General features: G+C 47.9%; 16 protein-coding genes. 11 read left to right on the plus strand and 5 right to left on the minus strand.

The window, feature by feature from the left end:
- The first annotated feature begins 1 nt into the window (after position 1).
- Complete coding sequence (locus B0D95_RS04970; RefSeq protein WP_078042855.1) at positions 2 to 3661, plus strand: ATP-binding protein; 3660 nt, start codon at positions 2 to 4, stop codon at positions 3659 to 3661.
- Between the two features lie 26 nt (positions 3662 to 3687).
- On the opposite strand, the gene B0D95_RS04975 is transcribed toward B0D95_RS04970, so the two are convergent.
- Positions 3688 to 4365: a response regulator gene (locus tag B0D95_RS04975; RefSeq protein WP_078042856.1), complete on the minus strand. Its 678-nt coding sequence runs from the start codon at positions 4363 to 4365 to the stop codon at positions 3688 to 3690.
- Between the two features lie 118 nt (positions 4366 to 4483).
- Here B0D95_RS04975 and B0D95_RS04980 point away from each other — a divergent pair, with 118 nt between their 5' ends.
- The 3 genes from B0D95_RS04980 to B0D95_RS04990 all read left to right on the plus strand — a co-directional run bounded on the left by B0D95_RS04980 (position 4484) and on the right by B0D95_RS04990 (position 8892).
- Positions 4484 to 5338: an ATP-binding protein gene (locus B0D95_RS04980; protein WP_078042857.1), complete on the plus strand. Its 855-nt coding sequence runs from the start codon at positions 4484 to 4486 to the stop codon at positions 5336 to 5338.
- A gap of 125 nt (positions 5339 to 5463) precedes the next feature.
- Positions 5464 to 7644, plus strand: a complete 2181-nt coding sequence (gene ovoA, locus B0D95_RS04985) for a 5-histidylcysteine sulfoxide synthase (RefSeq protein ID WP_078042858.1) — start codon at positions 5464 to 5466, stop codon at positions 7642 to 7644.
- Between the two features lie 84 nt (positions 7645 to 7728).
- Positions 7729 to 8892, plus strand: coding sequence for a MalY/PatB family protein (locus B0D95_RS04990; RefSeq protein ID WP_246841730.1), 1164 nt, complete (start codon positions 7729 to 7731; stop codon positions 8890 to 8892).
- Between the two features lie 21 nt (positions 8893 to 8913).
- Here the strand turns inward: B0D95_RS04990 and B0D95_RS04995 are convergent, their stop codons facing one another.
- Positions 8914 to 9660 (minus strand): hypothetical protein, encoded by a 747-nt coding sequence (locus tag B0D95_RS04995; protein ID WP_078042859.1) that lies wholly within the window; start codon positions 9658 to 9660, stop codon positions 8914 to 8916.
- A 150-nt stretch (positions 9661 to 9810) separates the two neighbouring features.
- Between B0D95_RS04995 and B0D95_RS05000 the strand changes: the two genes are divergently transcribed.
- The 5 genes from B0D95_RS05000 to B0D95_RS05020 all read left to right on the plus strand — a co-directional run bounded on the left by B0D95_RS05000 (position 9811) and on the right by B0D95_RS05020 (position 14524).
- Positions 9811 to 11733: a Cache 3/Cache 2 fusion domain-containing protein gene (locus B0D95_RS05000; RefSeq protein WP_168172400.1), complete on the plus strand. Its 1923-nt coding sequence runs from the start codon at positions 9811 to 9813 to the stop codon at positions 11731 to 11733.
- A 71-nt stretch (positions 11734 to 11804) separates the two neighbouring features.
- Positions 11805 to 13208 carry a 30S ribosomal protein S12 methylthiotransferase RimO gene (rimO, locus tag B0D95_RS05005; protein WP_078042861.1) on the plus strand — a complete coding sequence of 468 codons (1404 nt, stop codon included), beginning with the start codon at positions 11805 to 11807 and terminating at the stop codon, positions 13206 to 13208.
- A 105-nt stretch (positions 13209 to 13313) separates the two neighbouring features.
- Positions 13314 to 13568 (plus strand): GNAT family N-acetyltransferase, encoded by a 255-nt coding sequence (locus B0D95_RS05010; RefSeq protein ID WP_078042862.1) that lies wholly within the window; start codon positions 13314 to 13316, stop codon positions 13566 to 13568.
- 45 nt (positions 13569 to 13613) lie between these two features.
- The gene (locus tag B0D95_RS05015) at positions 13614 to 14093 is read left to right on the plus strand and encodes a prepilin-type N-terminal cleavage/methylation domain-containing protein (protein ID WP_078042863.1); all 480 of its coding nucleotides are present in this window, start codon (positions 13614 to 13616) and stop codon (positions 14091 to 14093) included.
- 32 nt (positions 14094 to 14125) lie between these two features.
- A complete protein-coding gene (locus B0D95_RS05020; protein WP_078042864.1) occupies positions 14126 to 14524 on the plus strand; it encodes an OsmC family protein in 399 nt (132 codons plus the stop codon).
- A gap of 36 nt (positions 14525 to 14560) precedes the next feature.
- Here B0D95_RS05020 and B0D95_RS05025 read toward each other — a convergent pair whose 3' ends face one another.
- On the minus strand, positions 14561 to 15589 hold the full coding sequence (locus B0D95_RS05025) for a zinc-binding alcohol dehydrogenase family protein (protein ID WP_078042865.1): 1029 nt from the start codon (positions 15587 to 15589) through the stop codon (positions 14561 to 14563).
- Positions 15590 to 15720: 131 nt separating this feature from the next.
- On the opposite strand from B0D95_RS05025, the gene B0D95_RS05030 reads away from it, so the two are divergent.
- Positions 15721 to 16635, plus strand: a complete 915-nt coding sequence (locus B0D95_RS05030; protein WP_078042866.1) for a LysR family transcriptional regulator — start codon at positions 15721 to 15723, stop codon at positions 16633 to 16635.
- Positions 16636 to 16650: 15 nt separating this feature from the next.
- Positions 16651 to 17505, plus strand: a complete 855-nt coding sequence (locus B0D95_RS05035) for a pirin family protein (protein ID WP_078042867.1) — start codon at positions 16651 to 16653, stop codon at positions 17503 to 17505.
- A gap of 94 nt (positions 17506 to 17599) precedes the next feature.
- On the opposite strand, the gene pgm is transcribed toward B0D95_RS05035, so the two are convergent.
- Complete coding sequence (pgm, locus tag B0D95_RS05040) at positions 17600 to 19240, minus strand: phosphoglucomutase (alpha-D-glucose-1,6-bisphosphate-dependent) (RefSeq protein ID WP_078042868.1); 1641 nt, start codon at positions 19238 to 19240, stop codon at positions 17600 to 17602.
- A gap of 188 nt (positions 19241 to 19428) precedes the next feature.
- Positions 19429 to 20868 carry a glycogen synthase GlgA gene (gene glgA / locus B0D95_RS05045; RefSeq protein ID WP_078042869.1) on the minus strand — a complete coding sequence of 480 codons (1440 nt, stop codon included), beginning with the start codon at positions 20866 to 20868 and terminating at the stop codon, positions 19429 to 19431.
- Positions 20869 to 20878: the final 10 nt, after the last annotated feature.

Genomic DNA, 20878 nt, shown 5'->3' on the forward strand with positions numbered 1-20878 from the left:
TATGTATTTAAAAAAGTTTATCTATGTCAATTGGGGAAATGTCCCCAATACTGAATTTGAATTTGGCCCTATTAATTTATTTTCCGGGGGCAATGGTTCAGGAAAAACAACAGCGGCAGATGCTATTCAAACCATCATGACTGCTGCTCACGATAATTTGTTTCATTTTAACCCCGGGCAAGATGAATCCAGTCAGCGCGGTCGCGGTGGAAAACTGGTGCGTACACTGGCGTCTTACGTGTTGGGTTGTGATGATGGTGCCTATTCCCGCCCACAGGGGTGCGATGGTTATCTGGCTGCAATATTTCACCCCACCCAAGGGGAAAACAGTGAGCCTTTCACCGCACTGATTGGCATGCGTGCCTTTCTGGAAACTGCAGGGCAGGGCGCGGGTCTGCAAAAAGTGGCGCGCTTGGATGATACCCAGTTTTATATCCTGAGCGATGTAGAACTGGGCTTGGGTGATTTATTAAAGGAAGAAAAAAACCATAAGTATGTAGTGCCGCTCGATAAGCTATATGCGGGTTTGCGCCGTAAATACGGTCAACAACAAGTAGAAAAGTACGATAAGAAAAAATCTTACCTGTGTCGCCTCTACGGCATTTTGCGTGGCAAGAAGGATGCAATTTCTGAACGTGAGGCCATGAATGCCGCGCGTGCTTTTTCGCGCTTTATGGCATACAAGCCGATCAAAGGTATCGATGAGTTTGTCGCGAACGAGATTCTGGAATATCGCGACTTGGGCGAAGCTATTCGTACTGTATCCACCATGCTCAAGCGTATCCATACCATGGAATCGGATGCGCGAACCTTGCGTCAGGGTATTGAGCGTATGGCGCAGGGACGCCAATGGTCGGATAACTTTATTGCCAATTGGCTTGAGCAACAGGTGTTGCAATATTCACTGGCCAAACGTCGCTATACCGACTCACAGAGTTTATACCTGGATGCAAAACACAAGCAGCAATTGCTGCGTGAGAGTTCAGCGGGCTACCAACAATCACTGTCTGCTTGTGAGGCCCAGCGCGATGAAATCAATCAATTAATTCTGGCGGCTACGGCGCGTCGCTTGGGCGTACCGGCGTTGCGCGATAAGGATCAATTAGAGCAGGAAAAACTGGCGCAAGAAAAATTGATTCAGGCGCAGGTACCTGAATTACGTAAACAACATCAACAGTTGCAAACCAATATCGAGGCGGCGCAACAGTTTTCTCTTGCCTTACGCCAAACGTCTATTGCGCTGGAGTTGCCAGCATTAAAGGATGCTAATTTAACAGCCCTGGTAAAAACGCTTTGCAATGATGCAGAAGCATTGGATATTCATCAATTGCTTAATCGCGATTTGATTGAGGTTAGCCCGCTGCAACCCCAGTTAGAAAAAGTCGTTGAGCTACAAAAACATCACAACGCATTTGCGGCTAGCCTGTTTGCACAGGACAGTAATGCCGGTGTGGTGCGAATCAATTTGCGCGATCAAATTGCACAGGAGCGCGATAAACGTAAAGCACAGGCTGAGCGATTACAAAAAAATACCGATGTTAAGCGCCGTGAAATTCAAACATTGGAATCGCGTCAGGTTAGTTACCCTGGGTTTGTGCGTGCAGCCTTGGAGGCAATTGCCGCACAATGCCCTAAGGCCGATGCACGTGTGTTGTGCGATTATGTAGATATTACTGACCATGAATGGCAAGCAGCGATAGAAGGTTATATTGGCGCCGCACGTTTTGGCATTATTGTTGAGCCGGAGTACGAGGCTGATGCCATTGCCATAGTGCGTAACATGGCGGGCCAAGGGAATAGGGCACGTATCATTCAAGGCGATAAGGCACGTAAGGATGCGGAAAAATCCGGCGAGTTAACCAATAACTCTATCATTCAAGTGATGAATTTTTCCCATGCCACAGCAGAAGCTTATATCAAGGCCAGCTATGGCAATGTACAGCGCGTGGAAAATGCCAAAGAGTTAAAAAACACTCGCCGCGGTATCACTAAAGATGCCATGGGCTCTGGTAATTACGCCATGTTCCGCTGCGATATGGCTGACTCGGAATTGGTATTCGGGCAAGGCGCGCGCGAAAGGGCCTTGGAGGCCAAGCGCAATGAATTTCATGCGTTGGTCAGTGAATGGCAATCAGCCTCTGCCTATGCAGAAGAAGCGCAAGAGTTATTGCTGGCACTGGATAAGCTAAAACCACTGGCCTATGCCGAAACATTACAAAGCATGTTGGCAGCACAAACTAAAATTCAGGCTGTTGAAACCAAATTACAGCAATTGGATTTGAGTGATACGACGGCGTTGGAGGCAGAGTTAAATGATTTACACCTGCGAATGCAGGAGCAAAACCAACAATACGCGCGCTTGAATAATGCACAGGTGGATTGCCGTGCAGAACTGAAACTGGCAGATAACCTTTGTCACAAGTTAGATGCAGAGCAAGATAAAACCCTGGCTATAGTCGATAGCTGCGAAAGCAATTTACAGGCGATTACTGCTTTCTGGCCAGACTTTGATGCGGATGCGCGTTTACAACTCGCCGATGAGGAAATTGCCCAGCATAGCGTGCAATATTTTGAAAGCCAGTTGACCAGCATTAATGCGGAATTAAAAACTATTTTGCATCGGTTGCAGCAAGCGGCCATGGTGCATAACCAATTCTGTGCAACCAGCGACGCAATTCTATTCGATATTGATTACAACGATGATTTGGGCAGTGCTAATTTTCGTGCAATTTGTGACATGCGCCGTCAGTTTGATGCGCTTTATAATCGCGATAAAAACCATATCCTTGCCCAGCGCCATCAGGAAATTGAGTCACTGCGGGAAAGCTTTAACAATGCGTTTGTGACTAACCTTTGCCACTCCATTTATCAGGCCATTAATGATGGCAAGAAAGTGCTTGAGGACTTAAACAAAGAGTTGGAGCATCATCGCTTTGGTGCAGATCGCGAGCGTTTCCGTTTTGATTGGGAATGGGTGCCGGAATTTAAAGAGTATTGGCAGTTTTTTAAAGCGGTGATTGATAGCCCCAGCTTGGGCGAAGGCGAAACCCTATTCAACATGAAGTTGGATGAAAAACATCAGCGTGTGCGCGAACGTTTGATGACCATGTTGTTGGACGAGGATGAGCAAAAAGCGCTGCGTGAATTAACGCGTATTGCCGATTATCGTAACTACCGTTGTTATGAAATTTATAAAGAACCGGAAGGTAAAGCGCCGATTGCCCTCAGCCAATACGGCACTGGCTCGGGCGGCCAGTTGGAGACCCCAGCCTATATTATTCGCAGCGCAGCAATCACCTCCGCGTTTCGTTTTAATGAAGGTAACAGCCACCTGCGGATGGTATTGGTGGATGAAGCCTTTTCCAAAATGGATGAGCACCGTTCGCGCGAGGTCATTAATTACCTCACCGAGAGTTTGGGGTTGCAATTAAACTTTATTATGCCCAGCAGCAAGTCGGGACCGTTTATGGATTTAATATCCAATCAGTTTGTATTCAGTAAGTGCCCAACGGCTGAACCAGTGGGGGAATTAAAAACCCGGGTAATGTTGGATCGACAAGTATGTGATCAAGAGAAAATCAAGAAATTGATGGCAAACCATCGCCGCGCTATACGACAACAAGCCGCCTTGGATTTTATGTTGGAAGTAGAGACCCCTTAAATAAAGGGTAGTGCAATATGCCGCTGTTATTCAGCGGCATTAGTTTTAACACGGGGGAAAAAGCGCGCAATTTTTTTAAAGAGTTTCTCTTGCTCTATAGGCTTAACCACATAGTCATCAACACCTTCTTCAATGGCCGAGCGTATTTGACTGGCTTCAGCCACTGCCGTTACTAACATGAAAATGGCATGTTGGTAACGCTCCGCCGCGCGCATTGCATTGTGTACATCAAGTCCTGATTTTGTGGGCATATTCCAGTCGCAAAGAATCAGGTCATAAATAGGGTTGGCATTAAACATCATGTTGATGCCTTTCATGCCATCGCTGGCGCTGTCAATTTGTACAATACCTTCGCTGCGCAAATACACATCGAGCAAATCGCAAATTAACTGGTCATCATCAACTACCAATACCCGAATATCCTCTGGCTCTAAATTCAGACGCCGGTCTATAGCCGCTTGGCGGGTAGGGGGGATGCTGGGCTGGGAGATATAGTGATTGACGGTTTCATCAGGTTGCGTTTTGTCGCTTGCAGCACGGAGCTGTGCAGTGATTTTAACCAGTGCTGATTCAATGATTTGCAGTGTGCGCTCGTTCGGTACTTTATTGGCAGCCATATCTGGCCTGCTGATATTCTTATGTAGCCAGTCTCGCCGCTGAATCAGGGTTTGCCCCATGACTTGGAGTTCCTGCTTACTGAACATAATAAATCCTGAATAATCTTTAAATGCCGATGGTGCCAATTGCGCGCTAAAGGTAAAAAACCTCTTACAATATAGCCCATACTTTTATGTTAGCCGAATCGGAATTGAGGATTTTATAGTGACTCAGCTTGATCAATTTATCACCCGTTTGAATGCTCTTGTTGACCGCGTAGAGGCCATTTTGCCAGCGCAGCGCCCTGAACCCGATTGGAGTGCCAGTGCTTTTCGTTGGCGTACCCAGGTAAGCGGCGTAGGGTATCTGCAGGCGGTCAAGCATCCGCATAAAGTTGCGCTGGATTCCCTGAAAAACATAGACCATCAAAAACAGTCCATTCTGCGTAATACCGCCCAGTTCGTGAGCGGGCGCGAGGCGAACAATGTGCTCCTGACTGGCGCGCGCGGCACAGGAAAATCCACCTTGATCAAGGCGGTGTGGAATGAGTTTGCTGCGCAGGGTTTAAAAATCATCGAAGTAGATAAAACAGACCTTTTACACCTGACCGAAATTGTTGATTTACTGGGCGAGCGTCCCGAAAAATTCATCATCTTTTGCGATGATTTATCGTTCGAAGAGGGTGAGATTAGCTATAAAGCATTGAAATCGGTGTTGGATGGATCTATTTCGGCGCCGACTGCGAATATGCTGTTCTATGCCACCAGCAACCGTCGCCACCTTATCCCGCAAAAAATGCGCGACAACCTGGATATTAGCGATGAAAACGGTGAAGTGCGCCCCAGTGATGCCATTGAGGAAAAAGTATCCCTTTCAGAGCGATTTGGTCTTTGGTTAAGTTTTTATCCTTTCAGCCAGGATGATTATCTCGCCGCCGCCCAATATTGGGTTGCGCATTTAGGTGGTAATTGGACTGAGGCAACGGAGCAGGCTGCGCTCTTGTGGCATAGAACACGCGGTGCACGCAGTGGCCGTGTGGCATGGCAGTTCGCCAAAGATTACGTGGGTCGTCAGCTATAGCCGGTGTTAAGGTGGGCGATTGGCGTAACAAATTGGTGTTTTCTGTATCTATCTTCAACCATTAAGGCCATTCATGGCCTTGCCGATCGCCGCCTTACCTATAGGAACGAATCAGGAGTTCACCGATGCATTCAGGACAAACCCCATTGCGCCTCGCGCCCTCAACTATTGATGCAGCGCCCCATGTATCAGGCTTTGTTTCCCAGCCGTTATTTTCACGGACACCCAATTTGCGTGATGTTGATGAAGCCACTATGCGGCGCTGTTTGCGCGATTATTTTGTCAGCACCTTTAATCGCTATGAATCCCTGTTTGAATGTCTTGCCAATGATCAGGCGTATTACACTAAGCCGATTACATTGCGCCATCCATTGATTTTTTATTTTGGTCATACGGCAACATTTTTTGTTAATAAATTATTATTAACTCGCATGATCAGCGAGCGCATCAACCAGCGTTTTGAATCCATGTTTGCGGTAGGCGTGGATGAAATGAGTTGGGATGATTTGAACGATGCACACTACCAATGGCCGACACCAGCGGAAGTAAAAGCCTATCGCGATCAGGTGCGCGCATTGGTATTGGATTTGATCGAAAACGCACCCTTGCAGATGCCGGTAGATTGGGGAAATCCCTGGTGGGCGATCATCATGGGGATTGAACATGAGCGTATTCACCTTGAAACCTCTTCGGTATTAATTCGCCAGCATAAATTAGAATTTGTGAAAAATTCTCCGCACTGGCAACCACTGCGTGAATCAGGTAATGCCCCGCAAAATAGTTTAGTGAAAGTCACTGCTGGCAAAGTGCGTTTGGCAAAGGATAAAACCGACGCGCATTATGGCTGGGATAACGAGTACGGCATCCACGAGGCGGATGTTAATGCATTTGAGGCGGCCAAATTTTTAGTCAGCAACCAAGAATTTTTACAATTTGTAGAGGCGGGCGGTTATTTAAATTCCCATAATTGGGAGGAAGAAGGCAAAGGCTGGCTCGCCTTCACCAAAGCGCAGCATCCAACCTTTTGGGTGAAAAAAACCAATGGCTGGTATTTGCGTTTAATGACAGAAGAAGTTCCCATGCCATGGGATTGGCCCGCAGAAGTGAATTACCACGAGGCCAAAGCTTTTTGTAATTGGAAAAAATCTGAAACAGGTATGAATGTTCGTCTCCCAACGGAAGATGAATGGTATCGCCTCTATGATGTGAGTGGGCAGCAGGTTCTTGGTGATACTTCTGCTAATGCTAATATCCACCTGGATCATTTTGCCTCCTCTTGCCCGGTCAATAAGTTTTCACAGGGTGATTTTTACGATGTGGTTGGCAATGTATGGCAGTGGACAGAAACACCTATTTATCCCTTTGAAGGATTCGAGGTTCATCCCATATACGATGACTTCACCACACCCACATTCGATGAGCGCCACAATTTGATTAAAGGTGGCTCATGGATTTCTTGCGGCAATGAAACACAGCGTTCATCGCGCTATGCGTTTCGCCGCCATTTTTTCCAACATGCGGGATTCCGCTATGTTGTCTCCGGAGATGTAAAACCCTTGCCTAGCTCTCATTACGAAACCGATAAACTCCTCTCGGAATACGCTGAATTCCATTATGGCGACGAATATTTTGGCGTAGCTAATTTTTCTAAAGCGCTTGTTGATTTGGCTGTGCAAGAATTGGGTAATAGACCAACATCAAAAGCGCTGGATTTAGGTTGCGCTTCTGGTCGCGCCACCTTTGAATTGGCGCGTCATTTTGATCATGTCACCGGCATCGATTTTTCTGCCCGTTTTATCGGGCAGGGTGTCCAGCTCGCCAATAGCGAAACATTGCGTTATACCTTGACTGATGAAGGTGAATTGGTTTCCTACAAATCCCGCTCACTCAGCGATTTGGGGTTGAGCGAATTCAAGCAAAAAGTGGAATTCTCCCAAGGCGATGCTTGTAATCTCAAGCCACAATTCACTGGCTACGATTTTATTCTCGCTGCCAACTTGATTGACCGCCTTTACAGTCCGGCGAAGTTTCTTGGCAGCATTCATGAGCGTCTTAATATTGGCGGCGTACTGATGTTGACCTCGCCTTACACTTGGCTGACTGAGCATACGCCACGGGAAGAGTGGATTGGCGGCTTCAAAAAAGACGGCGAGAGCTTTACGACGTTAGATGGCTTACAAGCACATTTAAAAGCGCACTTCCGTTTAATAAAAGGGCCGCATGAAGTACCCTTTGTGATTCGTGAGACTAAACGTAAGTTTCAGCACACGCTCTCTGAAGTGACGTTTTGGGAGCGGATTAAGTAATAATGTAATGGGATTTTTGAGCGGCGAGGTGTGGATATCACTCTTCGCCGTTTTGTTATTAATAGTCTCACTAAGGAATCCATCTTGTTTAATTTTGATCAGCCCGTAATCCGTGAAAACACCCACTCTGTAAAATTTGATGGCCGCCAACAATATTTCGGCACCACGGATGTATCCCCTTTGTGGGTAGCCGATATGGATTTTGCGGTGCCCGAGTGCGTCACCCGTGCATTGCAAGAGCGCGTTAATCACCCAGTATTTGGATACACACTTTATCCGGACAGTATTTATCAAGCAATCATCGATTGGTTTCAGCGCCGTCATGAATGGGCCATTGAGCGGGATTGGATTGTGTTTGCCCCTGGGGTTGTGCCTTCATTATTTGCAGCAGCCAAAGCCTTCGCACAAGAAGGAGAGGGCGTTATTGTGCAGTCGCCAGTTTACTTCCCATTTTTTTCGGCGGTGACCACCAATAATCGTAAGCTCATTAATAATCCGCTGCGTGCAAATAATGGTCGCTATGAAATTGACTTTGAGCATCTTGAGGTGTGCGCACAACAGGGTGCGAAGTTGTTAATGCTGTGTACGCCGCACAATCCGGTTGGGCGTGTGTGGGACGAAGCTGAATTACAACAGCTGCTGCAAATTAGTCGCCGTTACGATTTAACAATTCTCTCTGACGATATTCACTGCGATTTAATTTACTCTGGTGTTAAACACACCATGCTTGGTCGGCTTGCGCTGCCGGGCGATAAAATTATTACCACCATAGCACCCAATAAAAGTTTCAATATTCCCGGGCTGGGTTTATCGGCCTTGATTATTCCCAATGCGGCCGAGCGTAATGCAATGAAGCAACAATTTGAGTCCTTGCATCTGGGCAATTATAACCCCTTGAGTATTGCTGCATTTGAAGCGGCCTATTGCGGAGGCGATCAATGGTTGGATGCCTTGATGCGCTATTTGGAAGCTACCCGGGATTTTGCGGCTGATTTTATCGCGCGGGAAATTCCACAAATCAAATTGATAAAACCTGAAGCTACTTATCTCTTGTGGTTGGATTGTCGCGATTTGGGGATGAGCGATACGGAATTGCGTGATTTTTTTATTAAAAAATGCCAAATAGGCATGAACCCGGGAACAGTATTTGGCGAAGGTGGCAGTGGCTTTATGCGCATGAATATTGGTACACGCCGCGCCGTAATTGTCGATGCGTTACAGCGTATTAAAATAGCACTGGGTGATTAATGCTTGTGCAAATTTGGCTGCCTAGCTTTGTGGTTGAATGGGCACAAAACGACTGTATAACCCATTCGTGTCGTAGACGGCGATTTCAAATATCACATTGCCTTCCAAGTGATTAAAGTAATAGGAATTAACATAGCCGCCTTCAATAATCACTGAGGTAAAATCGGCTTCGTTCTCCGTTTTGTAACGCAGTTCGTAACCACCAATTTCTTCCACAACTAGCGTTTCTCCATTCTCCCTTGCTGATGGCACCGACCAGACCAACAGGGCTGGCCCTGCAAGGTTTACTGATGATAAAGAGGAGGATGATTGCGACGAGAGTGCAATCGAGGAGGATGAGCTGGATGAATATTGATTCGTGAGCGAACTGGAGCTGAATGAAACTGGTGAAGACGATTGTTCGGTGATTACAGAGGAAGCCACCGCACTGTTGTCCGTTTTATTACCGCCGGAGGTGCTGGGTGTTCCTCCTCCGCCACCACCACAGGCGGTAGTGAGTAAAGGTGCAACAAATGACATGACCAGGGTGGCTTTACGCAAGCGGCTTTGCCAACCCAAACTTTGCACCAGTTGTTGGCGAGAGATAAAGCCAAGTTCGATTAATATTTCCCCTATGGGTGCCGCCGTTCCAGGATAGGTTCCTTCTTTTTCCCGCAGTAATTGTCGCGCCTGTTGAATCTCAATGGCTTCACGGAGTTGTTGCCGCGTGATTACACCGCGATCCAGCAGTATCTCGCCTAAACGGGTCGGCTTATTCTGATTGAGCATATTAGCGATCCTGTTAAGTTTTAATGTTTGAAAAGCGCGAATTATTACCAGAGTTTGGACGTTAATTATCATATCGGCGCCAGTGTTCAGCTACACTTTTTTTCGTATTACGCTAAATCGTGATTAAGAATGGAGTCCTTGGGGTATTTTATGTCGATTACCAAAAAATTCATGTTTGCGTTAGTGGGAATACTGTTCGTTGGAATATTGCTCGCGGCGATCAGTATTTATATGGCTGAGCGGCGATCCATCCAACAGCAGGCGGAATTGGAAAGCCAGCGAATCAGCGATGATGCCTTGCGCTTGCTCGGCGTTATTGACTCAATCATGTCGGAACGCGTTAAAAATAGCATGTCGCTGTTGCGCGATTTAAGTCAAAGCCTCGGACCTGCCAGTCAATCTACACCAATAAGTGTCAATGCGCGCAGCGTTCCCGATTTATTGCTGGGAGAGGTGCCCATTGGTAATCAGTTTGATCTGGTAGATAAAGTCGCCGCTATTATGGGCGGAACCGCCACCATTTTTTCCCGTGACGGTAACGATTTTGTCCGCATATCTACTAATGTCATGACTCCTACCGGCAGGGCAACGGGCACCTTGCTTGCGCCACAAGGTGCGGCCATCAAACAAATCTTGCAAGGCAAACCTTTTTACGGGCTAGTCGATATTCTGGGCACTCCCTACTTGACCGGTTATGAACCCATTCGCGATAGCAGTGGTGCGGTGATTGGTATTTTATATGTCGGCTATAAGGCTGATTTGCAGGAATTGTTCAGCGCCATTGAAAAAAGTCGCTTATTAGAGCAAGGGTTTGTTGCTATTCGCGATAATCTGGGCGCAACCCGCGTGCATTCAACTCACCTTGATACTGCCGAGGTTGATCGCATTATTCGCGATAAAGATCCCGCATGGGAACTTAATACTCGTCATTTTGCAGCCTGGGATTACGACATTGTTACCGCTTATTCTCGGGACGAAGTGGCAACACGTGTTAATGCATCATCCACTTTTTTGACCATGGTGCTCGTTGTTGCCGGATTAATTATTGTTGCGATTGTTTACACCCTGATCCAATGGGTTGTGGTGAAGCCCCTGCATCAAACTATTACGCGTTTGCACGATATCGCCCGTGGCGAAGGGGATTTAACCTTGCGCTTCAACTCCGCTGCAAAAGATGAACTGGCGCAGTTGGCCAATGGCTTTGATGACCTGATGGATAAGCTGCAACACACAATTAACTCTGTTACCCAATCGACACAGCAATTATTTTCATCGGCCTCACAACTAGAAATGATCGCGACTGACTCTACGCGCTCGGTGACGGCACAGAGCCGTGATATCAACGGTATTGCCTCCGCTATTTCTGCAATGACCAGTCAATCCCGCGAAGTGGCGCAGAACGCCGATCGTGTGATGGCGGCAGCGACGCAAGCCAAGCGGGATGCGGAGCAGGGCTTTCATAATTTGCGCAATACCATTAACTCCACACAAGCACTGGCGGCTGATATAGAGCAAGCGGCTGAGGGGATTAATGCATTGGCATCGGCCAGTAATGAAATTGGCGCGGTACTGAATGTGATTCGCTCCATCGCAGAACAAACCAACCTGCTGGCCCTTAATGCGGCGATAGAAGCGGCAAGGGCAGGTGAGCAAGGGCGAGGTTTTGCCGTGGTGGCTGATGAGGTGCGCTCATTGGCCAGCCGTACCCAGGCATCGACAGAAGAAGTCGATAAAATGGTGCAGCGCTTTCAATCCAACTCCATTAAAGCCTTTGAAAAAATGCGTGCGGCTGAAAACCAGGTGCAAACCAATGTGGGAGCGGCGGCTAGCTCCGGGGAGTTTATCCAGCAGGTGTTGCTGGCTGTTTCCGAGTTGAGTCGTCTCAATAATGAGATTTCCCAGGCGGTGCACGAGCAAAGCAAGGTGGCTGAGGATATTCAGAGCAATATCAATCGCATTAGCAGCAACAGCGAGGAAAATCACCAGCGAGTGCAAAGTACGCTGCAGGCATCGGAGGTGGTGGCTGGGATTACGCGGGAAATCCAACAGCATTTGGCGAGCTATAAAACGTGAATGAGCATGCAAAATGATCATCAAAGGCCTACAATAGCCGCCTTTTTTGACTGACTGCTCCTTGAGATTCTATGACCGTAAATACCTTCGACCCTTCACAAACCACCACATTGGATACCCCGGCCAAGACATTGGCCAGCCAGGTACAGGCTAGCGGTAACAAGGGGAATACCATTGGCTTTGTGTCGCTTGGCTGCCCCAAAAACCTGGTGGACTCCGAGCGTATCCTCACCCAATTGCGTACAGAGGGTTACAACATTGTCCCCACCTATAACGACGCTGATATGGTGATCGTTAATACCTGTGGTTTTATCGATAGTGCGGTACAAGAGTCATTGGGGGCTATTGGTGAAGCCTTAGCGGAAAATGGCAAAGTGTTGGTGACTGGGTGTTTGGGGGCCAAGAAAGACGAAATTATCCAGGTTCACCCCAATGTATTGGGTATAACCGGTGCACATGCCTACGAAGAAGTCTTGTCGCAAGTGCACGAGCACCTGCCGCCCAACCCCACACACAACCCCTTTACCGATCTGGTGCCGCCACAAGGTATCAAATTAACCCCGCGCCACTATGCGTATTTGAAAATCTCTGAAGGCTGCAATCACTCTTGCAGTTTCTGCATTATTCCCGATATGCGCGGCAAATTGGTTAGTCGCCCAATCGGGCAGGTAATGGGCGAAGCTGAGCGACTGGTCAAAGCCGGTGTGAAAGAACTGCTGGTGATTTCACAGGACACCTCAGCCTATGGTGTGGATATCAAACACCGCACGGATTTCTGGGATGGTCGCCCGCTAAAAACCGATATGTATCAACTGGCCGCTGCATTGGGCGAGTTAGGGGTATGGGTGCGTTTGCATTACGTCTATCCCTACCTGCACGTAGACAATGTGATCCCACTGATGGCTCAGGGCAAGGTTTTGCCGTATCTGGATATTCCATTCCAGCATGCCAGCCCAACACTGCTGCGTAAAATGCGCCGCCCGGGCCAGGTAGAGCAAACCTTGGAGCGTATTAAAAGCTGGCGCGAGCAAGTGCCCAACCTGACCATTCGCTCGACCTTTATTGTGGGCTTCCCCGGTGAAACTGAAGAGGATTTCCAGCAATTGCTCGACTTCTTGCAAGAAGCGCAGTTGGATCGCGTTGGCTGTTTCCAGTATTCCCCGGTCGAAGGCGCCAAGGCTAATGACCTGCCAGATCATGTTCCGGATGAAATCAAACAGGAGCGCTATGATCGGTTTATGCAACTGCAACAACAAATCTCTACCGAGCGATTAAAACAAAAGGTGGGGCAGGTGTTGCAAGTGCTTATCGATGAAGTTGATGAGGAAGGCGCAATTGGCCGCAGTTTTGCTGATGCGCCAGAGATCGATGGTTGTGTATACCTGAACGGCGAAGAAAATGTAAAAGCCGGTGATCTGGTCAATGTATTGATCGAACATTCTGATGAATATGATCTGTGGGGTACCAAGGTCTAAACACAGGTTTGTTCTGTTGCTAAAAATCCTCCAGCTGTGAAAACACTGGGGGATTTTTTTATGGTTTGTGTTTTACACTGGAGCCTGTTTAGGGAGCACTTATTAATGAGCGACGTACAACACCAGCCCAACCAACAGCGATTTGTTATTCACCATGAAGGCGCTGAAGCCCTATTGGCTTACCGGTTATTTTCCAACGGCGGAATACCGGCTATCGACTTTACCAGTACTTACGTGCCGCCTGAGTTTCGCGGCCAGGGACTTGCAGAAAAACTGGTGCGCACCGGTCTGAAATGGGCGAAAGCGCAAGGCTATGAGTTGCATGCCAGTTGTTGGTATGTGGCGAAATTTATCCGCTAGGGTCTATGATGAGTGCCTGTGTGGTAGCCAGGCAAAGGAACTAATGTGAAAAAATTTAACGGGTTTACCTTAATTGAAATGATGGTGGTTGTGGCCATTATTGCCATACTGGCATTGATGGCGATCCCCAAAGCCGACCCCACTATTGCGCGCCGGCAAGTGCTGGAGTCTCTGGACTTGATTGAGGATTACAAAAAACTGGTTGCCTATTATCAAAAAAGCGAGTTGGTTTTTTTAAAGAATAATAAGGAAGCAGGTATTCCTGAGCCCGATAAATTGTTGGGTAATTATGTGGATGCGATTGAACTAAAAGACGGTGCTTTTCATTTGCATTTTGGCAATAAGGCTCATCCATCCATCAAGGGTAAAACACTCAGTGTGCAGCCTATTGTTGTAAAGGATTCACCGCAAAGCCCTATGTCCTGGATCTGTGGTAAAGCAGATGTGCCAACGGGAATGCAGGCAGTAGGCGAGAATCGCACCGATCTGGAAATAAAAGACTTACCCATTAATTGTCGAATCTGACTACTAACCTTATAACTGGATTTAGTGACTTCATGATTAGCTTACAAAAAGACAAAACCGGTATCTATCGCCAACGCATCAGCGTGAACAGCCATGAATTTTTTGCCGATGTTGGCACTGATGTCGGTGGTGAAAATTCAGCACCCGATCCTCACGATTTACTGGATTCATCGCTTGCAGCATGCACTGCCATTACCTTAACCATGTTTGCCAAACGCCGCAGCATTCCCCTTGAATCGATTAATATCGATGTGGCGCGCGATAGCAGCAAAGAAAAAAGTGGTGAGTATAATCTCGCGCTTAACATCCATTTTGTGGGTAGTTTAAGTGATGAGCAAAAACAACAATTATTGGGCATTATTGAAAAATGCCCAATCCATAAATTGTTGTCTCATGCCACTATCAATATCACTACACAGCATCAGTCTTGATGCTGATACAAGGTTCAGCGTTTTCCAGTGCTGAACCTATTGCCATTTTTCCAATACTATTTTGCCGATAGTGGTTCCACTTTCTATTTGCGCATGTACCTGGCGTAAATTGCTGGCATTAATTGGGCTGAGCACCTGATTTAAGGTGGTGATAATTTTTCCGCTATCAATTAAATCGGCCACACGATTTAATAAATGGTGCTGCTCAATCATGTCATCCGTCTCAAATAACGAGCGGGTAAACATCAGCTCCCAGGTAAAGGTGACGGATTTATTTTTTAAGAGATTCAAATCCACTTGGCCACGTAATTCCACAATCGAACAAATATGGCCTTGGGGTTTAATGACTTCGCTCATGGCAACCCAATGTTGGTCGGTGTTGTTCAGGCAAAAAATATAATCCACCGCGTTGATGCCTTGTGCCGTTAATTGCTCCTGTAATGACTTGCGGTGATCGATAACCACATCTGCGCCCAGCGAGCGACACCATTGTGCTGATTCGGCGCGCGATGCAGTGGCAATCACTGTGACATTTGTGAGTGTTTTTGCCAGTTGGATCGCAATAGAACCCACACCACCTGCACCGCCGATAATTAACAGCGTTTTTGGTTTGGACTTGCTGGCTTGTGTACTTTGCGGAATTAATAAGCGATCAAACAGGCCTTCCCATGCCGTAATGGCGGTGAGGGGTAGGGCTGCGGCCTGGGCATTGGATAAGGTGGTTGGTTTGTGCCCGACAATGCGTTCATCCACCAACTGAAACTCACTATTACTGCCCGCGCGCGCAATACTACCGGCGTAATACACCTCATCTCCCACCTTAAAAAGTGCTGCTTCTGGGCCGGTGGCTACCACACGGCCAACGGCATCCCACCCCAGTACGCGATACTCACTTTCCACTTTGTCCTTTGGAGAACGTACTTTGGTATCCACCGGGTTCACTGAAATTGCATCTACAGCAACCAGTAAATCACGTCCAGTAGGGACTGGTTTGTCGAGCGTTACATCCAGTAATGAGTCGGGGTTATTAATGGGCAAATAGGTTTTTAAGGCGACAGCTTTCATAAAAGGCTCCTTGATAAGAGTGATTGCCATGAATTTTTCAGGATAGATTCAGTCTAAACTCTGGCTATAATTTTGATAATCGCTATATTGCTTGAATTACTATTAACTAAATTTTGATAATTGGACGCCATATGAGCAAACCCTACTCATTGCAGGACCTTGAATTATTTCTGCGGGTAGTGGAATGCGGCAATATGAGTGAAGTAGCGCGACAACTGAACGTGACCAATGCGGCAGTGTCCGCCAGTATTAAACGGTTGGAGTTGGCGCTGGATGTGAGCTTGCTGGAACGCACCACACGCAGCCTGCGTTTAAGTGCCGCTGGGCAGAGCCTGATTCCCTATTTGCAGCAGGCATTGGGCGCGCTGGATGATGCTGAATCTGAGTTGCGCAATTTGCAAACGGCGGTTGTCGGTGAAATTAGTATTGGGCTACCCTCCGATTTAGGTCGACATTTGTTGCTAGGCATATTGGATGCGTTTCAACAGCAATACCCGGGCATTCGGTTGCGATTGGATTTTTCGGACTTGATGCAGGATTTGTATCGCGACAATCTGGATCTGGTGATCCGCTACGGCGACTTGCGCGACTCCTCGCTGGTCGCACGCAAGCTTTGTGATAATCGACGTGTGCTTGCGGCAGCGCCCGGTTACATCGCGCAGATGCCGCCTTTAAATACCCTGGAAGATTTAGTGAATCACAACTGTTTGTATTTTTATCGCAATGACCGCCCCTACAATCAATGGATTTTTTACCGCGATGGTGACAGGGTAGAAGTGCCTATACAGGGAAATCGTCACACCAATGATGGTGAGGTCGTGCGGCGATGGGGCTTGGCAGGGCATGGTATTGTGTACAAATCTGCATTGGATTTAGCGCTGGATATTAAACAGGGCTCCTTGGTTGCATTGCTCGATGGCAAATATCAGGGCCAGTCCACACCGCTTTATGCGGTCTATAAACAACGAAAATACCAACCTTATCGATTAACGGCTTTGATCGATCACCTTGAGCATCAGGTTACGCAATTTATTAACCCTTCATAACCCGAGGACAACACCGTGACACTCATTATCCCACCCCGCGTTCAAGACATAGGTTTTACGGTAAAACGTTTATTGCCATCACGCTTAAAACAGCGTGTGGGCCCCTTTATTTTTGTAGATCACATGGGACCGGCTCACTTTGAGCTTGGCACTACAGCGGACGATGTACGCCAACATCCGCACATTGGTTTGGCTACGGTGACCTACTTATTTTCCGGCGCCATGATGCACCGCGACAGCTTGGGTATAGTGCAGCGTATTGAGCCGGGCGCCATTAATTTAATGACAGCTGGCAAAGGCATTGTTCACTCCGAACGCCTACCGGAGGATATTCGCGCTGGCAGTATTCCGGTTGAAGGCATTCAAATCTGGTTGGCATTACCCACGGACGTGGAAGATTGTGAGCCATCATTTGTGCACTATCCGGCGGATGCCATACCCTCTGTGAATTTGCCCACCATGAGCGCCCAAATACTGATTGGCAGTGCATTTGGGGTTGAATCGCCGGTTAAAACAGCCAGTAAAACAACCTATCTGGATTTAGCCCTGGGTGCTGATACGCGCTATGTGCCGGATTTCCCGCAACAGGAATTGGCGATTTATGTTGCCTGGGGTAATGTCAGGGTTAACGGTGAAGAGGTACAAGAGTTTCACATGGCCTTGCTGGATGAAAATGCGGTTATCGAAACCGATCACGATGCGCGCGTATTGTTATTGGGTGGTGAGTCGTTGGCGGGTGAGCGATTTATTTTGTGGAACTTTGTGGCGTCATCACGTGAAAAATTACGTGCAGCCGGTGAGCGCTGGGAAAATAAAGAGTTTGCTATGGTGCCAGGTGAAAGTGATTTTATTCCTTTGCCTAAAAGCTAATTAAGATAAATCGTTTGGTTATTTTTAGCTCCCCCTTTTTTCAGAAAAGGGGGGAATTGAGTGCGAATGCTAGTAGCGGTACAAAGTGAAAAAGTTACGAAATAGCTTTATTCACAATCACTTGGGCTTCTGCAATTAATTGCTGCAAATGTTCTTTGCCTTTGAAGCTTTCGGCGTAAATTTTATAAATTTCCTCTGTGCCTGATGGGCGCGCCGCAAACCAGCCATTTTTACTCATCACCTTAATACCGCCAAAGCTGGCATTGTTACCCGGTGCGTGCGTTAAAATATTTTCAATCTTATCGCCTGCTAATTCGGTGGATGTAATTTGCTCGGGTGATAATTTTGACAAGGCTTTTTTCTGCGCACTGTTTGCCGGTGCTTCTACTCGCGCTTCGGCGGCATGGCCAAATTCATCGGCAAGCAGCTTGTAGCATTCGCCAGGATCGCGGCCAGTATTGGCTTTAATTTCTGCCGCTAACAGGGATGGAATAATGCCGTCTTTATCGGTTGTCCATACACTGCCATCGATGCGTAAGAAGGAGGCTCCAGCACTTTCTTCACCGCCAAAGCCCAGCGAGCCATCAAATAAACCCGGCGCGAACCATTTAAAACCAACCGGCACTTCATACAACCGACGACCAATTTTGTGGGCGACCTTATCGATCATAGCGCTGCTGACGACTGTTTTACCTATGGCTGTATCGGCGCGCCATTGTGGGCGATGCTGAAATAAATATTCAATCGCAACAGCAAGGTAATGATTTGGTGGCAACAGGCCGCAGCTTGGGGCAACAATTCCGTGGCGATCGTGGTCTGCGTCGCACGCGAAAGCCACATCAAATAAATTGCGTCGCTCAACCATGCCTTGCATTGTGTAGGCAGAGGATGGATCCATGCGAATCTTGCCATCCCAATCAGCAGTCATGAATGAAAAGGTTTTATCGATGGTTGTATTAAGCACTTTTAAATTCAGTTGGTAGTGATCGGCAATGGCACTCCAATAATTAACGCCGGCGCCACCAAGCGGGTCTGCACCCATGTGCACATTGGCTCCGCGAATCGCTTCCATATCGATCACATTGATCAGGTCTTTGACATAGTTGTGCACATAATCGTGGTGATGGGTTGTTGCCGATTTTATCGCCTGGTGATAGTCCATGCGTTTTACATCACGCAGATTATTTTCCAGTAATTCATTGGCGCGAGCTTGCATCCAGTTGGTGATGTCGCTGTCGGCGGGCCCGCCATTGGGCGGGTTGTATTTAAAACCGCCATTATCGGGTGGGTTGTGTGATGGGGTAATAACAATACCATCGGCCAGGCCCGTGGTGCGACCACGGTTGTAGGTCAAAATCGCATGGGAGATCGCCGGGGTAGGGGTGTATTCACCGCCTTGCGCGAGCATGATTTCAATCCCATTGGCCGCAAGCACTTCCACGGCGCTGATCTGCGCAGGTTCAGACAAGGCGTGAGTGTCTATACCCATATACAAGGGGCCGGTGATGCCCGCTTGTTGGCGGTAATCGCAAATGGCCTGACTGATCGCCAACACGTGATTCTCGTTAAAACTGTAGGTCAAGGACGATCCGCGGTGCCCGGATGTCCCAAAACTAACGCGTTGTTCGGCGATGGAAACATCCGGTTTATTGGTGTAGTAGGCATCGATCAGTGCGGGCAGATCTACAAGCAATTCCTGGGGTAGCAGCTTGCCGGCCAAAGGGCTGGTAGACATAAAAACTCCTGAAGTTAACAGATGTGCGGATTGATAAATGTTGTTTTGATTATGAATGCTATTTGCCAACACTGGCCGTTAGGGAAAGGGCTGGTACAAACAGAGGTTGAGATGGCCATATGGTAGCGCGGTTTGATGGCGGATGCACTGGGATACAGGGCTGTTGCACCAGCCCTGTGCAATATTTATTACGCGAGCTTATCGTAAATGGCGACATATTGTTGCGCACTCAGGTCCCATGAAAAATCCTTGCTCATCGCATTCAATTGCAACTGCTTCCAGCGAGCGGGATGTTCATAGGTGGCCAGTGCACGTTCTATTGCGGCAAACAATAATTCGGGAGTGGGGTGCTCAAATACAAAGCCATTGGCGTGCTCATCAACGACTTCGCCTTGTTGTTCAAACACGGTATCGCGCAAGCCTCCCACCGCATGGACCACCGGTAAGGTGCCATAGCGCAAGCTGTAGAGCTGGTTTAATCCGCAGGGTTCAAACAGCGATGGCATGAGAAAAATATCGCTGCTCGCCTCAATGCGGTGTGCAAAACTTTCGTTGTAGCCAATAGTGACTGAGACGCGCCCGGGGTGCGTGTTGGCGATCTCTGTGAGTGCGGCCTCGTAGTGAGGGAAACCACTACCGAGAATAACCAACTGACACGGCGTCGATAAGAGTTGCGGCATTTGCGCCAGAATCAAATCAATTCCTTTTTGATCGACCAGGCGCCCGACAAATCCTAACAGCGGCAGGCGTTCATCAAGGGTAAGGCCGAGTTCTTCTTGCAGCGCCAGCTTGTTTTTTACTTTGTTGCCCAGTGTGCGGCGATTAAAATTAACACTGATGTGTGCATCGCTGCCGGGGTTCCACTCATCCATATCAATGCCATTTAAAATCCCGGCAAGTGAGTCGCTACGATAGCGCATCAACCCATCCAAGCCACAGCCGAATTCTGGCTGCTGTATTTCATTGGCATAACTGGGGCTGACGGTGGTTATAAAATCTGCAAATGCCAAACCGCCTTTCATAAAGGACATTTGTCCGTAGAACTCGATGCGTTCGTGATGCCAAAACCCCGAAGGCAGCTGCAACTCCTCAAATGCTTGATAGGGAAAAAGACCGCGATAGGCGAGATTATGAATGGTAAACACCGTGGCGGGCCGCTCCGGGTGCAGCGATAGAAGCGCAGGAATCAAACCGGTTTGCCAATCATTGCAGTGCACAATTGTCGGTCGCCATTCCAGCTGTGCTTGATCCAAAGCAATCAACTCAGCGGCTTTGGCAAATAAATAAAACCGCTTGTGGTTATCAAACCAATCCGCACCATCCGGGCCGCAGTAGGGATTGCCGTCGCGTGCGGAAAACTCGGGAATATCCACCAGAAGTACGGTGACACGCGATCCTGGTAGACGAGTTTGTTTAATGGATAAGATGCGACCATCAACATGTAACTGTGCGACTTCTTTCACGCCAGTCGTTAATTTTTGCATCACACTTGCATAGGCTGGCAGGATAATTTTTACATCATGCCCCAGCTTGAGTAATGCACGTGGCAAGCTTGCCGCTACATCGGCAAGCCCGCCGGTTTTGATGAGCGGATGTACTTCACTGGTTGCAAAGAGAATTTTCTGCATGAGTGATCCT

This window comes from Cellvibrio sp. PSBB023 (genome assembly GCF_002007605.1).
Lineage (GTDB): Bacteria > Pseudomonadota > Gammaproteobacteria > Pseudomonadales > Cellvibrionaceae > Cellvibrio.